The 15,187-nt window shown below is 65.7% G+C and carries 13 protein-coding genes; 3 read left to right on the plus strand and 10 right to left on the minus strand.

Translation table 11 applies throughout. From position 1 onward, the window contains the following. The first annotated feature begins 42 nt into the window (after positions 1-42). Positions 43-963, plus strand: coding sequence for a hypothetical protein (locus tag QM467_RS09980; protein ID WP_283366158.1), 921 nt, complete (start codon positions 43-45; stop codon positions 961-963). Positions 964-1,020: 57 nt separating this feature from the next. Then, the gene (locus QM467_RS09985) at positions 1,021-1,599 is read left to right on the plus strand and encodes an NnrU family protein (RefSeq protein ID WP_283366159.1); all 579 of its coding nucleotides are present in this window, start codon (positions 1,021-1,023) and stop codon (positions 1,597-1,599) included. Between the two features lie 4 nt (positions 1,600-1,603). On the opposite strand, the gene QM467_RS09990 is transcribed toward QM467_RS09985, so the two are convergent. The 4 genes from QM467_RS09990 to QM467_RS10005 all read right to left on the minus strand — a co-directional run bounded on the left by QM467_RS09990 (position 1,604) and on the right by QM467_RS10005 (position 6,771). After that, entirely contained in the window at positions 1,604-3,688 is a 2,085-nt protein-coding gene (locus QM467_RS09990; RefSeq protein WP_283366160.1) for an ABC transporter ATP-binding protein/permease, read from the minus strand. A gap of 90 nt (positions 3,689-3,778) precedes the next feature. Beyond that, positions 3,779-4,762: a bifunctional riboflavin kinase/FAD synthetase gene (locus QM467_RS09995; RefSeq protein ID WP_283366161.1), complete on the minus strand. Its 984-nt coding sequence runs from the start codon at positions 4,760-4,762 to the stop codon at positions 3,779-3,781. A 155-nt stretch (positions 4,763-4,917) separates the two neighbouring features. Further along, positions 4,918-5,964 (minus strand): patatin-like phospholipase family protein, encoded by a 1,047-nt coding sequence (locus QM467_RS10000; protein ID WP_283366162.1) that lies wholly within the window; start codon positions 5,962-5,964, stop codon positions 4,918-4,920. Positions 5,965-5,985: 21 nt separating this feature from the next. Further along, a complete protein-coding gene (locus QM467_RS10005) occupies positions 5,986-6,771 on the minus strand; it encodes a 3-hydroxybutyrate dehydrogenase (RefSeq protein WP_283366163.1) in 786 nt (261 codons plus the stop codon). Between the two features lie 190 nt (positions 6,772-6,961). Here QM467_RS10005 and ispG point away from each other — a divergent pair, with 190 nt between their 5' ends. Further along, the gene (ispG, locus tag QM467_RS10010; RefSeq protein ID WP_283366164.1) at positions 6,962-8,260 is read left to right on the plus strand and encodes a flavodoxin-dependent (E)-4-hydroxy-3-methylbut-2-enyl-diphosphate synthase; all 1,299 of its coding nucleotides are present in this window, start codon (positions 6,962-6,964) and stop codon (positions 8,258-8,260) included. Between the two features lie 12 nt (positions 8,261-8,272). Here ispG and QM467_RS10015 read toward each other — a convergent pair whose 3' ends face one another. The 6 genes from QM467_RS10015 to QM467_RS10040 form a co-directional block, all read right to left on the minus strand. Beyond that, entirely contained in the window at positions 8,273-8,968 is a 696-nt protein-coding gene (locus QM467_RS10015) for a DUF1345 domain-containing protein (RefSeq protein ID WP_283366165.1), read from the minus strand. 4 nt (positions 8,969-8,972) lie between these two features. Then, positions 8,973-9,905 (minus strand): polyprenyl synthetase family protein, encoded by a 933-nt coding sequence (locus tag QM467_RS10020; protein WP_283366166.1) that lies wholly within the window; start codon positions 9,903-9,905, stop codon positions 8,973-8,975. A gap of 108 nt (positions 9,906-10,013) precedes the next feature. Further along, the gene (locus QM467_RS10025; RefSeq protein ID WP_283366167.1) at positions 10,014-10,460 is read right to left on the minus strand and encodes a DUF4399 domain-containing protein; all 447 of its coding nucleotides are present in this window, start codon (positions 10,458-10,460) and stop codon (positions 10,014-10,016) included. A gap of 122 nt (positions 10,461-10,582) precedes the next feature. Continuing rightward, positions 10,583-10,963 carry an META domain-containing protein gene (locus QM467_RS10030; RefSeq protein ID WP_283366168.1) on the minus strand — a complete coding sequence of 127 codons (381 nt, stop codon included), beginning with the start codon at positions 10,961-10,963 and terminating at the stop codon, positions 10,583-10,585. 302 nt (positions 10,964-11,265) lie between these two features. Next, positions 11,266-13,716 (minus strand): DNA topoisomerase (ATP-hydrolyzing) subunit B, encoded by a 2,451-nt coding sequence (gyrB, locus tag QM467_RS10035; protein WP_283366169.1) that lies wholly within the window; start codon positions 13,714-13,716, stop codon positions 11,266-11,268. A gap of 124 nt (positions 13,717-13,840) precedes the next feature. Then, complete coding sequence (locus QM467_RS10040; protein WP_446737759.1) at positions 13,841-15,037, minus strand: penicillin-binding protein activator; 1,197 nt, start codon at positions 15,035-15,037, stop codon at positions 13,841-13,843. Between the last annotated feature and the right edge of the window lie 150 nt (positions 15,038-15,187).

A 15,187-nucleotide genomic window follows, 5' to 3' on the forward strand; every position in this document is an offset into this window, starting at 1 on the left:
GCGAGGTTAAGATGGCCGCGCCCTGCCGAAGATGACCACCCCATGCGCCCCATTTTTCCGATCATTGCGTTCTTCCTCATCGTCGCGACGACCCAATCCCGGGCGCAGATGCAACTTCCGGGCGCCGTCGGCGCGCCCACGCCGGCCGGGCAGAGCATCGCCCCGCCGGCTTCGGCCCCGCGCGCGACGACACCGCCGCAAGGCGCCTATTCCGGCCATTTCGCCGCGGCCAAGCCGCCATCCGTCGATTCCATTATCGACAAGCCGTTCAGCCTTTCCGGCGCGCGCGGCGCGTTGCAGATCGAAAGATCGGGCGCGGACCTGCGCATTTCGCGGCTCACCGCCGTCGGCGACAAGATTTCGCGCCCCAACCAGTCCTGCGAGGTTTCCATGGGCGCAGAGGGGCCGATCGGGCTGAAGCCGCTCGGCTCGCCCGATGGGGTGCAGCGCTACGAACTTGAATCCACGGCCTGTCCGCTGCAGCTCGACGTTCTCAGCGGCGCCGTGCGCGCACGCAGCCCGAATGGCGCCTGCTCCTTCCCGCAGGCCGATTGCCGGATCGACGCCACCGGCCTGTGGGGTCCTGCGGGCAACAGCTTTTCGGAAACCCAGATCAAATCCATCGAGAAAGACCGCGGCGCGCTCGAACGCGCCATGCGCACGCATTTTCGCACGCTGCTCGACAAATATAAGAAGGACAAATCGGCGGCCCAGGCGGCGATCAAGGAACAGGCCGGCTTTTCCTCCGAACGCGCGCAGGTGTGCCGGGATTATGATCGCGAGGAGGCGGTCGGCTTCTGCTCCCTTCGCCTGACCGAAGCGCGCGATTTCCGCCTTCAGGCGCGGCTCGCGGGCGAGGAGGGCGCGGCCAGGGGCGACAAGTCCGAAAAGCCCGCCAGACCGGCCAGGCGCCCCGCCCCCAAACCGGCGCCGCAGGCCGCGCCTGCGCCCGCGGCGAACTGAATGAAGACATAGCCTGCCGAGGCGGTGCGACCCGGCGCGCGGCGCGGAGGATTTGCGATGACTTTTCTCATTCCCGGCCTGATCCTGTTCTTCGCTGCCCATCTGGTCCCGACCGCTCCGGCATGGCGCGCGTCGCTCATCGCGCGGTTGGGCGAGGGCGGCTACAAGCTCGGCTTCTCGCTGGCGGCGGGGCTGGGTCTAGTCTTGATCGTCTTGGGTGTTTCGGCGGCGCGCGGCTCGGCGGCGGATCCCCAGCTCTGGCATCCGCCCTTAGGGGCGAGGCATCTGGCCTTCGCCCTGATGTTGCCCGCCTTCATCCTGATCGTGAGCGCCTATCTTCCGTCCCATATCCGCGACGGGTCGCGCCATCCGATGCTGGCGGCGGTCGCCCTCTGGGCGGCGGCGCATCTCGCGGCCAATGGCGATCTTGTCGCCCTGCTGCTGTTTGGCTCGTTTCTCGTCTTCGCGATTTACGACCGGATATCGCTCTCGCGCCGCGCGCCTCCGACCCGAGCGCCGGGGCGCGGCTGGACGGGGGACGCCGCCGCCGTCGTCTTCGGCGTTGCGCTCTGGGCCGCGACGCTGTTCTGGCTGCATGCCTTGGCCGGCTTGCCTTTGCTGCCGCCGATGCGCTGACCCGTCAGGACGCGGGCGACAGCACGACGCCGCCGTCCAGCACCTTCGCCTTTTCGGTATGGAAAGCGGCGAGGGTCGAGCGATGGCCGATGGAGAGCAGGGTGGTCTGCGGCAGGCGCTCTGCCAGCATCTTGTAGATCGCGGCTTCCGTCTCCTCGTCGAGCGCCGCCGTGGCCTCGTCGAGCAGCAGCCAGTCGGGCCGCGCCAGGACGGCGCGCGCGATGGCGAGGCGCTGCTGTTCGCCGCCTGAAAGCCGCAGCGACCAGTTGTCGGCGATATCGAGCTTGTCCGCGAGCTGCGGCAGCCGCGCGTCGATCAGGGCGGCGGCGATTTCCTTGTCGTCGTAACGGCCCGCCTCGGCGGGATAGATCACGGCGTCGCGCAGCTGCCCGATCGGGACATAGGGCCTTTGCGGCAGCAGCAGCATTCGGCCGGGCGGCGGCGTCGCAACCTCGCCCGAGCCGAACGGCCAGACGCCGGTCAGCGCGCGGAACAAGGTGGACTTGCCCGATCCCGAGGCGCCCGAAACGAGCAGATTGCGCCCCGCCTCCAGCGGGAGGTCCACGCCGGCCAGCAGCGTCAGGCCGTTGGGCAAGGCGATGGCGGCGTCGCGCAGCGCGGGCGCCTGCGCGCCCGCCTCGACGGTGAAGCCCTGCTCGGTCTGCGCCGCTTCGATCGCGGCGTCGAAGGAGGTCAGACGGTCGAGCACGGCGCGAAAGCCCGCCAGCGAGGAATAATAGGTGATGAAGAAGGTCAGCGCGCCTTCGACATGGCCGAAGGCCCCCGCCGTCTGGGTCATCACGCCGAGGTTGATCTTGCCGGCGAAATAGAAGGGCGCGGCGAAGACATAGGGAATGATCGGGCTGAGCTGGCCGTAGAAACCGGTGAAGGCGGTCAGCTTCTTCCGCTGGTTGATCATTTCGAGGTAATTGGCGATCAGCGCCCCGAACTTCTTGCGCAGGTCGAGGGCTTCCGCCTTCTCGCCGTTCAACAGCGCCACCTGTTCGCTATATTCGCGCAGACGCGCCAGCGAGAAGCGGAAATCGGCCTCCACCTTCTGCCGTCCGAACATGATCCGCACGAGCGGCCGGCCGATCAGATGGGTGATGAGCGTTCCGGCGGCGGCATAGACCAGGGCGACCCAGAACAACAGGCCGGGGAAGGCGAAATTGGTGCCCGGGAAGGTGAAATTCGCCGACAGGCTCCAGAGCAGGATCGCGAAGGAGACCAGCGAGGACAGGGTCGAGATCAGCATGATCGAATAATTGTAAACGCCGTAACCGAAGGCGCCGCCCTCGCCGCCGCCGTCGATGAAGCGCGCGACGTCTTCCGCAATACGCTGGTCGGGGTTGTCGGCCGGCCCGCCGCTGAGCGACATGCGGTAATGGGCGTGGTTCTTGAGCCAATGCGCGATGTAGAATTGCGTCAGCCAGCGCCGCCAGCGGATGACCAGATAGGAGCTGACGACGAATTCGATCACCATGCTGGCGACATAAATGAAGGCCCAGGGCATAAAGACCCAGAGCAGCATGCGCCAGAATTCCGGGGCGTTCTTCTCCTGGATGGCGTTGAAGAAATCGCGATTGAAGAAGCTGAGCCGCACGGAGATCGCCACTTGCGCCTGGTTCAGCACGACGAGAAAGACCACCATGCCTGTGGCCAGAACGCGCTCGATGGTCTTGAAGCGCAGCGGCCCGAAGCCCGCCGTCGTCTCGTCGTCAGCGTTGAAGAAACGGTCGGCGATGCGGGTCAGCGACAGCACGACCGGCACATGAGAAACCGCGAAGACGATGATGGCGAACATGGCCACCGTGAGCGCCAGCGTCGGCGGAATCTGGGCGTCTTCGAGCGACTTGGGCCAGTAGCCGAACCGCGCGGCGAAATTGGCGAGGCCGAACACGATGGTCTCGACCGAGAACAGTGCGAGGAAGATCTTCAGGAAACGCGAGACAGGCCCGCTGCGCTCGCAGCAGAAAGCGACGATGAGGCTCGCGCCGGCGAGAAGGTCGAGCGTCGGGTCCGCCATCTGAAGCCCGACGATTCCCGACAGAACGCCGAAGATCGCGACAGCCAGGCCAAGAAGTCTCATGGTCTTCCTCGTCTCAGGGAGGGGCCGGCGAATCGGCGCCGGCGCGAAGTGCAGGAACTATAACGCGGACCGCGGGACTTGCCGAAGGCGTCACACGGCCGGATTTTTCGCGCCCAGGATTTTTCGCGCTTGCGCCTCATCGCGGCGGATCTGCTCGACCAGGGCGTCGAGCGAGTCGAATTTCGCCTCGGGGCGCAGGAATGCGACGAAATAGACCTCGATGTCCCGGCCATAAAGGTCTTCTGAGAAATCGAAGATGTAAACCTCCAGCAGAGGCGGGCCATTGTCCACGGTGGGACGGCGGCCGAAACTGGCGACGCCTTTCAGCCGGCGCCCCAGCGGCGCGCCTCCATCGAGCGCGACCTCGACCGCATAAATGGCGTGACGCAGGTGGCACGAGGGATCGACCGCGAGATTGGCGGTGGGAAAGCCGAGCTGACGTCCGAGCTTGGCGCCATGGACGACCGGGCCGGTCAGCGACCAGTAATGGCCGAGCAGGGCGGCCGCGGCGCGAACGTCGCCACATTGCAAGGCCTCGCGGGTGGCCGTCGAGGATACGGCGTCGAGCGAGCCTTCCTCGTCGGCCAAAACCTTTTCGACGATTTCGACCGCGATGCCGAGTTTCGGCCCCGTCTCGCGCAGGAAAGCGGGCGTGCCGGAGCGCCGCGCGCCGAAATGAAAGTCATAGCCGACCACCACGGCGCCGGCGCCCAGGCGCCGCAAAAGGATTTCGCGCAAAAAACTTTCGGCGTCGAGACCCGCGAGACCCGAGTCGAAGGTCAGCACGAACATGCCGTCGAGGCCGAGCTCCGCCATGCGGTGGGCCTTGGCGTCGCGGCTGGTCAGGCGGAAGATCGTGCCGGCGCCGCCAAAATAATCGGCTGGATGCGGCTCGAAAGTGAGGACGGCGCAAGGGCGCCCGAGCCGACGCGCCAGCGCCTGCGCCCGCGCGATGACCGCGCGATGGCCGCGATGGACGCCGTCGAAATTGCCGATGGCGACGACCGCGCCCGCCAGAGGTTCGGGCGGCTGCTGGGGATCGACGCTGAGAATGAAATTCGGGTTCAACGGCATCACGGGTTCCGGCGGACGTCGCGGTCTTGATGCGGCGCAAGGGAGACCGGGAAAGTGTTAAGGCCGTTCAGGGCGCCCGCGTCAAGACTTGCGCCGCGATTTGGCGGGAACGGATCTGATTTGTCAGGAAAAATCGTCACATGAAACGGACGTCGTCAGCAGGCGGAGGTATCGGAAGCCAGCGCTTTCCGCACGTCCAGCGTCGCGCACACGCCGATGCTGTCATGATGCGCGTCGAGGAATTTTTGCGCCGCCTGGCGACCGATATCGCGCAATTGCAGGAAGAAATCATAATCCGAGCGCATCCTGCTGGAGGCGCCGAACTTGTTGAGCTCGTCCTGCGCTTCGATGACATGCAGACGGATGGACTTGTAGTTCGTGCCCTCGAGACGCCCGTCGGCGACCAGCCGCGCGACGAAGTCGATGGCGCGGAATTCCTGCAGCAAAGCCGAATTGAAGGTGATTTCGTCGATCCGCCCGAGAATTTCGGCGACTGTGCCGGGCGCGCCCTTGCGGACGATGGGATTGATCTGGATGAGGACGACGTCGGTGGTCTCGGTCTCGTAAAAGAACGGAAACAACACCGGATTGCCCATATAGCCGCCGTCCCAATAGGGAACGCCGTCGATCTCCACCGCGCGGAAAACCGTGGGCAGGCAGGCGGAGGCCATGACCATGTCGATGGTCAGTTCGGGGCGGTGGAATACGCGCACCTTGCCCGTTTCGACATTGGTGGCGGCGATGAACAGCTTCAGGTGGTCGCTGGCGCGCAGTGCGGCGAAATCGACCTGCGCGGAGAGGACGTTGCGCAGCGGGTTGATGTTGAGCGGGTTCATTTCAGCGGGCGAGAGCATGCCCGCCGCCTGCTGGAACATGGTGGCGATCGGCGTGGCGTTCCAGAAATTCACCATGCCTTCGACGACATCGCGCTGAACCGGCGCAAGCCCGCCGTCGATGCTCGCAGCGCGCCAGAACTTCGCCAGCTGGTCGCGGGCGGCCTGATGGCCGCCCTTGCGCATGCCTTCGGCCATGCTGACGGCGTTCATGGCGCCGGCGCTGGTGCCGCTCATGCCGTCGACGGACAGCCGGCCGTCTTCGAGCAGGCGGTCGAGCACGCCCCAGGTGAAGGCGCCATGGGCGCCGCCGCCCTGCAGCGCGAGATTGACCTTTTTGGTCGTCGTCGGGGCGGCGGCGTTCGTCATGCCTATCCTCGCGCGGTCAGGTCAGGCCGCGGTCCAGCCGCCATCCATCGAGATATTGGCGCCGGTGATCTGCGACGCGGCGTCGCCGGAGAGGAACACGGCCAGAGCCGCGACCTGATCGACGGTGACGAATTGCTTGGTCGGCTGGGCGGCCAACAGCACGTCGTTGATGACCTGCTCCTTGGTCAGGTTGCGGGCCTTCATCGTGTCCGGAATTTGCTTCTCGACCAGCGGGGTCCAGACATAGCCGGGGGAGATGCAATTGACCGTGACGCCGAAGGTCGCCAGCTCCAGCGCGGCGGTCTTGGTCAGGCCGGCGATGCCGTGCTTGGCCGAGACATAGGCCGATTTGAACGGCGAGGCGACCAGCGAATGGGCGGAAGCCGTATTGATGATGCGGCCCCATTTGCGCGCCTTCATGCCCGGAATGGCGGCGCGGATGGCGTGGAAGGCCGAGGACAGGTTGATGGCGATGATCTGGTTCCATTTCTCGACCGGGAAATCCTCGATCGGCGAGACGAACTGGATGCCGGCATTGTTCACGAGGATATCGACGGAGCCGAAGGTCTTTTCCGCATGGGCGATCATCGCGGCGATTTCTTCCGGCTTGGACATGTCGGCGCCGTCATAGATCGCCTTGACGCCGAAATCCTTCTCGATGGAGACGCGCTCGGCCTCGATGGCGGCGGCGTCGCCGAAGCCGTTGATCAGGACATTGGCGCCTTCCTTGGCGAAGGCCCGGGCGATGGCGAGGCCGATGCCCGAAGTGGATCCGGTGACAACGGCGGTCTTGGCGGCAAGCGACATGGTCGGCTCCTAGATGGGAAGCACACAGAATTGGGTGCGAAGCGGCGTATGAGCTTCGCCGCGACTATAATTGGCGCCGAAAAAATTGCAGCCGCGAAATTCGCCTAATTCCGCTTGCGGGACAAAATTCGCGCGAGGCAAAAACCTCTGTTATAGAAGGCCGGATTTCGACGACCATGAGCCTCACGCAATGACCGAACCTGCTTTCCCGCCGCTCTGTGAAACCGAAATTCCGGCCGAGCCGCTGACCCGCCGCCAGTCCGTCGCGGTCCGGGTTGGCTCAGGCCCCGGCGCGGTGACGGTGGGCGGCGGCGCGCCGGTCGTCGTGCAGAGCATGACCAATACCGACACGGCGGATATTGACGCCACGGTGAAGCAGGTCGCCGCGCTGGCCCAGGCCGGTTCCGAGCTGGTGCGAATCACGGTGGACCGCGACGAGGCGGCTGCGGCCGTGCCAAAAATCCGCGAAAAGCTCGACGCCATGGGCGTTTCCGTCCCGCTGGTCGGCGATTTCCACTATATCGGCCATAAATTGCTGGCGGATCATCCCGCCTGCGCCGAGGCTTTGGCGAAATATCGCATCAATCCGGGCAATGTCGGCTTCAAGGAAAAGAAGGACAAGCAGTTCGGCGCGATCGTCGAACTGGCGATCAAGCATGACAAGGCCGTGCGCATCGGCGCCAACTGGGGCTCGCTCGATCAGGACATGCTGACCGAACTGATGGACGAGAACGCCAGGGCGGCGCGTCCCGTCGACGCCCGCGCGGTGATGCGCGAGGCCATGGCGCGCTCGGCCTTGCTGTCCGCCGCCCGCGCCGAAGAAATCGGGCTGAATCGCGACCGCATCATCCTCTCGGCCAAGGTTTCCGGCGTGCAGGACCTGATCTCGGTCTATCGCATGGTGGGGCGTCGCTCCGATTACGCGCTTCATCTCGGCCTGACCGAGGCCGGCATGGGCTCCAAGGGCATCGTCGCCTCCTCCGCCGCGCTGGGCATCCTGCTGCAGGAAGGCCTCGGCGACACCATCCGCGTTTCGCTGACGCCCGAGCCGAATGGCGACCGCACGCTGGAGGTTCAGGTGGCGCAGGAAATCCTGCAGACCATGGGCTTCCGCACCTTCGTGCCGCTTGTCGCCGCCTGCCCGGGCTGCGGCCGGACCACCAGCACAGTCTTTCAGGAGCTGGCGCGCGACATTCAGGGCTTGATTCGCGACCGAATGCCGGAATGGAAAAAGGTCTATCCGGGCGTCGAGACGCTCAATGTCGCGGTGATGGGCTGCATCGTGAACGGGCCGGGCGAATCGAAACACGCCGATATCGGCATTTCCCTGCCCGGCACGGGCGAAACCCCGGCGGCGCCGGTCTTCATTGACGGCAAGAAGGCCATGACCCTGCGCGGCGAAGGCATCGCCCAGGATTTTGAAAAGATCGTCGAGGATTACGTCGCCCGGCGCTTCGGCGGCAAATCAGACGCCAGCGCGGCAGAGTAAGGGCGAAGGCCCTTACCCTCCAATAAACCCCGCCCCGATATTGATGCTCATGGCCAGCACGGCGTTGTTGTAGAAAAACGCCAGAACGCAATGGGCGAGGGCGAGGCGTCGCAGCGGACTGCCTGTGATATTGACGTCGGCAGTGGCGCAGGCCACGCCGATGACATAGGAAAAATACAGAAAATCGGGATAATCCGGACATTTAACGCCGGGAAAATCGATCCCGCCATTCCATGTCCCGCTCTCGTCCGGCTTGGCGACGAGAAAAAATTCGTGCGCGTAATGCAGCGCGAAGATCAGGTGGACGAAAAGCCACGAGCCGACAATCGTGGCCAGCGCCAGAGCGATGTGCAGGCCTTTGTCCGCTGCGGGCAGTTCGTTGATCGAGGCCAGCTGGGCGAAGATCGCGCCAAAGGACACGGTCGAGGCCAGCGCGGTCAGCGCCAGGATCGCGTGGCGCCCTTCGTCCTGCAAGGCGGCGCGTCGGTGGATGTCGCGATGTTCCGACCGCATAATCATGATCCCGGCGGCGCCCATGTAAAGCCAGATCATGGCGTTCCAGCCAATCAGGCCGCGCGTGATCGAGCGCCAGTCGGCGGGCAGGGCCAGCGCGACGATGATCCCAAGCAGCGCGCAGGTGAACAGGCGCGGCCGCGCCCGGATCATCCGGAAGGGCTTGGGTAGTCGGCGGGCTGGCGCCGTGGTCATCAGCTCATGACTTCCGAGCGACGGTGAAGCGGGCGGCTTCGGCGAGAATGGCGCCCGAGCCGCCAAAGCCGCCGTCTTCAAGCGCCTTGATGGCCTCCTGCGCCAGCGCGTCGCGCACCTTGCGCGCTTCCTCGATCCCCAGCGCGGCGACGAGGGTCGCCTTGTTGCGGTCGGCGTCCTTGCCCGCGCGCTTGCCCAAAGCCTGCTCGTCGCCTTCGGCGTCGAGAATGTCGTCCGCGACCTGGAAGGCCGCGCCGAGCGCCGCGCCATAGCGGCTGAGCGCCGCCTTTTGCGCGGCGTCGGCGCCGCCCATGCGCGCGCCCGCCTCCACGGCGAACAGCAGCAGTGCGCCAGTCTTCATCGATTGCATGAGGGCGACGAAGCCGCGCGTATGCGGCTCCTTGCTCGCCTCGGCTTCGAGGTCCAACGCCTGTCCGCCGACCATTCCGCCGAGGCCAGCGGCGCGTGCGAGCATCACGGTCAGGTCCGCGCGCACGGCCGCGTCGGGATGGGTCGGGGCGTCGGCGACGATGTCGAAGGCATAGGTCAGCAAGCCGTCGCCCGCGAGAATCGCGGAGGCCTCGTCAAAGGCCTTGTGAACGGTGGGGCGGCCCCGGCGCAGGTCGTCATTGTCCATCGCGGGCAGATCGTCATGAACCAGCGAATAGCAATGGATCATTTCCAGCGCGCTGGCGGCGCGCAGCACGCCCGGGCCCTCGACGCCGAACAGGCGGGCGGTTTCGACCAGAAGAAAGGGGCGCAGCCGCTTGCCGCCGCCCAGCGACCCATAGCGCATGGCTTCGAGCAGGCGCTCGGGCCGGGTCTTTTCCCCGGGCAGTCCATGCGGCTGGAGCAGCGCGTCCAGCATTTTTTCCGTCGCATCGGCGACCGAAACAAGCCGGGCCGCAAATTCCTGTGGTGCGATCTGAGCCGACATGCCGCATATTCCCTTTTCGCGCGATTTGGTCTTGCGCGGATCGCTTGCCCGATGCGCCGGCGCGGGTCAAGACCGCCCCGGCGCATCGCGCCTCGCAAGGCCTCGCGGCTATTTCACTTCGATCGTTATCTTCTCGGAAACCAGCGGCGGGTCATGCGGGACATGGGCCGAATCGCCGAGGATGAGCTGAAGCGTGTGTTTCCCCGGGGGCAGGTCTAGCGTCGTCTCGGTCTGGCCGCCGCCGAAATGGCGCACATGGGCGTCGGTGGGCGGTATGGACTGGCTCAGCTTTTCGCCGGAGGGCGCATCGATGTCGATCAGCAGATGATGATGCCCGGTATTCGGCTTTTCGACGCCAGCCGGCGCGACGCCCATGCCCGAAAGGCCGAATTTGACGGTGACTTTCCCATTGATCACGGCGCCATTGGCAGGCTCGATGAAATAGATTTTCGCATTGGCGGGCCAGGGCGATTCCGCCGAAGCGACGCCGGCGAAGCCGAGGCCGGACAGGCCGACGAAGGCGGCGGCGAAAGCGCTTCGTGCAATTTTCGACATGGATGGTCCTTCCGTAGTCCTTCAGGCGCGAGGCGCAAAGGGACGCCTCCTCCCGTCGGGGCGGCGCGGAAGGCGTTCCTTCCGGCTGGGCGAGCGAAGTGTGTCAAGGCGACGCCCGGGCGTCAATCCGCGCGGCGGAAGACGATCAAGGGCTCGTTTTTCTCATCGGCGAAGGTCAACTTCGCGCCCTCGATCCGATAGGTCCGCGTCGCTTCCAGCGCGGCGGAAAATTTCCATTCCAGCTGGTCGAGCGGTGGGGGGCAGGCCATGCGCGTTCCCGCCACCTGGCTGAACGAGATCTTGTCGCCGTGGATTGCGGGCTCGCCCATCATCCGGTTGCAGCCGAGGGTCGCCGCCATCCGGCCATTGGGGAGAAATTCGAACGAGGTCTTGGAGGCGTCGAAGGCGCCGCCGTCCCTGACCTGCTCCACCCGCCATTTTCCGGTGAGCGCGTCGCCGTCCGCCAAAGCTGGCGCCGCAGCCAGAGCGACAAGCGCAACCATCACAGCCCTTCGCATCAAGATCCCCCGCAAATTTCTGCTGAATGAACAGTCCGGCATGGCGCAAGCTATGCGGATCCGGGCGGAGGTTCAATGAATTAGCCGGAATATGGCAAAGACGCTGGCGCGCGTCAGGCGGGCGTTGGCTGCAAGGCCGGCCATGTTCCCGGGCCGGGCGCGCCGGCGCCATTCATCGCCCGGCAGATCGTCGCGAACTAGCCGATCAGCACCGTCAGCTCCCCCCACGCCGGAGATGCCGAAAATCCGTTCGGCTTCCGCAAAACTGGCGTCTGACAGTCTCCCGATCAAACGTCGAGATTGGCGACGTTCAGGGCGTTGTCCTGGATGAATTCGCGCCGGGGCTCGACGACGTCGCCCATCAGCTTGACGAAAAGGTCTTCGGCCTCGTCGCCTTCCTTGATCTTGACTTGAAGCAGCGAGCGGGCGTTGCGGTCGAGCGTCGTCTCCCAGAGCTGTTCCGGGTTCATCTCGCCAAGGCCTTTGTAACGCTGTTGGGTCACGCCCTTGCCGCCGGCGGCGAGTATGGCTTCCAGCAGGGTCGTCGGCCCGCTGATGCGGCTTTCGTCGCCACGACGCAGCAGCAGGGCGGGGGTCGAATAGGTCTGGCGCAGGCTCGCGGCGCGCTCGTCGAGCCGCCGCGCTTCCGCCGAGGCGAGCAGTCCGGCGTCGAGCGTCAGCGCCTGCTTGACGCCGCGCAATTCGCGCACCAGCACATAGCCGCCATTTTCGGAACGGCCTTCCCAGCCGCGTTCGGTCTCATCCGCCAGAGCGTTCAGCCGCGCCGCGATTTCCTGCGCCCGCGCCGCCGCTTCTTCCTCGCCGATGGTGGAAAGCGGCTTAAGCGCGCCCGCGATCGCGGCCTGTTCGACGGCGGCGCGGTTATAGCGATTGTGCAATTGCGCCAACACGTAGCGCGTCAGCCGCGCTTCCTCGACCAGGGCGCGGAGATCGCCGCCGGCGCGCTCTTCGCCCGAGGGCAGGCGCAGAATGGCGCCTTCGACGCCATTGCCGATCAGATAATCCTCCATCGCCTTCTCGTCCTTGAGATATTGCTCGGACGAGCCGCGCTTGACCTTATAGAGCGGCGGCTGGGCGATATAGAGATAGCCGCTGTCGATCAGCGGCCGCATCTGGCGGTAGAAGAAGGTGAGCAGCAAGGTGCGGATGTGGGAGCCGTCCACGTCGGCGTCGGTCATCACGATGATCTTGTGATAGCGCAGCTTGTCCAGATTGAATTCGTCATGGCCGATGCCGGCGCCGAGCGCCGTGATGAGCGTGCCGATCTGCTCGCTCGAAAGCATCTTGTCGAAACGCGCGCGCTCGACATTGAGGATTTTGCCGCGCAACGGCAGGACAGCCTGAAATTCACGCGCGCGGCCCTGCTTGGCCGAGCCGCCCGCCGAATCGCCCTCGACGATGAAAAGTTCGGCCTTGGCCGGGTCGCGTTCCTGGCAATCGGCGAGCTTGCCGGGCAGGTTGGCGACGTCCAGCGCGCCCTTGCGCCGGGTCAGCTCGCGGGCCTTGCGCGCGGCCTCGCGGGCGGAAGCCGCCTCGACCACCTTGCCGACCACGGTCTTGGCTTCGCCGGGATGTTCCTCCAGCCAACGCCCGAGCGCCTCGTTGACGACGCCCTCGACGACAGGCCGCACCTCGGACGAAACCAGCTTGTCCTTGGTCTGCGAGGAGAATTTCGGGTCCGGGACCTTCACCGAAACCACGCAGGTCAGGCCCTCGCGGCAATCGTCGCCGGTGAGATCGACCTTTTCCTTCTTGGCGAGGCCGGAGCTTTCGGCATAGCCGTTGACCTGCCGCGTCAGCGCGGCGCGGAAGCCGGCGAGATGGGTGCCGCCGTCGCGCTGCGGGATGTTGTTGGTGAAGACCAGCACGTTCTCGTGATAGGAATCGTTCCACCACAGCGCAACCTCGACGGCGATGCCGTCGCGTTCGCCGCGCACCTGCACCGGCTTGCCGAGCAGCGGCGACTTGGCGCGGTCGAGATAGCGCACGAAAGCTTCCAAGCCGCCTTCGTAGAAGAGATCTTCGGTCTTGATCTCGGAATGGCGTGCGTCGGTGAGGACGATATGCACACCGGAATTGAGGAAGGCCAGCTCCCGCAGCCTATGCTCGATGGTGGCGTAATCGAAATCGACATGGGTGAATGTTTCGGTGCTCGGCAGGAAGGTCACTTCCGTGCCGCGCTTCGGCTTGCCGTCGACGAGGGGCGCCGGGCCGACCACCACCAGCGGCGCGACGGCGTCGCCATGGGCGAAATGGATCTCGTGCTCCAGCCCGTCGCGCCAGATGCGCAGGTCCAGCTTCGAGGACAAGGCGTTGACGACCGACACGCCGACGCCATGCAGGCCGCCGGAGACCTTGTAGGAATTCTGGTCGAATTTTCCGCCGGCGTGGAGCTGGGTCATGATGACCTCGGCGGCGGAAACGCCTTCCTCCGGGTGCAGGCCGGTCGGAATGCCGCGCCCGTTGTCCGTAACCGTGCAGGAGCCGTCGGCGTTCAGCGTAACCGTGACGAGCGTGGCGTGGCCGGCGAGCGTCTCGTCGATGGCGTTGTCCACCACCTCATAGACCATGTGGTGCAGACCCGAGCCGTCATCGGTGTCGCCGATATACATGCCGGGGCGTTTACGCACCGCGTCGAGCCCACGCAAAACCTTGATCGATCCGGCGCCGTATTCTTCCTGGACGAGCTCCGGAGTGATTTCGTTTGCGGCAGTCAATGCGGATGTCCCTCGGTCAAAATTGTCGCGCGCCGCGCCATATCCGCGCGCGCCATGATTCGTTGGCCGCCATCATAACGGAAAATCAGGCGAAACGGCGGGAGAAAGCGCTTTTCCCGTTGGGTCACAACGTGCGCGGGGCGGGGCTGATCACCGTGGTCGTCCCATTGTTGATCTGGACGACGGCGAGGCCGCGTTCATTGCTGCCGTCCGGCTTGAAGCGGAACACGCCGTCGGCGCCATTGAAGCCGGTCGGATTGGTCAGAACTTCCTCGCTGAAGCGCCGCGGACCCTGCGTGCGCGCCAGCGCCGCCGCCAGCGAGACGGAATCATAGGCCAAAGTCGCCACACGCGTCGGATCGGAGCCGAATTTGGCGCGGTAACGCTGGGCGAAGGCGGCGAAGCCGGCGTTCTCGGGCGTGGCGAACCAGGCGCCCTGCAGCGCGGGCAGGCCGAGGACGCGGGCGTCGTTCCACAGTCCGGTGCCGAGAATCTGGACCGCGCGGGGGTCGATCTTGCTGGCGGTCAGCGCGCGCGCAACCTCCGGCATGGCCGCCGCCTGTTCGGGGATGAACAGGCAATCGATCTGGGCGCCGAGCGCGCCGATATTGGCGGCCGAGGCCGCGACGCCGCCCGCCTTGTAGCGCTCGATCAGGGCGACGCGGATATCGCGCCGCGCCGCCGCCTGTTGCAGCGCGCCGGTGGCGACATTGGCGTAATCATTCTCCGGCGCGAGCACGGCGATGGATTTTTTGCCCTTGCTGGCGGCGAATTCGACGATCCGGTCGACGTAATTCTCGACCAGGAAGGACAGCAGATAGACCCCGCGCGAGGCCGTGGAGAGATCGGTTGAAAAGGCGATGACCGGCTTGCCGGCGCCCTTGGCGACTTCCGCCGCCGCGCGCACGTCGCCCGCGAATAGCGGTCCGAGAATCAGCTCGGCGCCCTGACTGATCGCGGTCTGCGTCGCCTCGCGGGCGCCCCCGGGCGTGGAGCGGTCGTCGCGGACCAGCAAGGTGATGTCATTGGCGCCGGCTTCGGAAATCGCCAGCTCCGCCGCGTTGCGCATCGAGACGCCGACGACGCTCGCGCCCGAACCCTGCGTCAGCGGCAGGACGAGCGCGACTTTGACCGGACCATTGCCGAGCGTCTCGGAGCCAGTTGCGGGAGCCGAATTCGGATTGGGCGCGCCGGCGTCTTCCCGGGGGCCGGGGCCGGGTCCGGTCAGCGAACAGGCGGAAAGCGCGGCGGCGCTCCCCAGCAAGGCGACCCGCAGGAAAGAACGCCGCGCGGCGGCAAATTGATCTGTCGGTATGCGCAATTCTTTCTCCGCGGCCTCGTTCGGCGCCCTTTGCGACGCCCTTTTGCGGCGCGCAATTCCTTCGTCCGGTTTGCGGCGTCTGAGGCTCCCGGCCGGCGAGCGGCTTGACAGACCCATCCAGTCCTGTCTTACGGCATAGGCGCAGGATCT

The organism is Rhodoblastus sp. 17X3 (assembly GCF_030056575.1).
Classification (GTDB): domain Bacteria; phylum Pseudomonadota; class Alphaproteobacteria; order Rhizobiales; family Beijerinckiaceae; genus Rhodoblastus.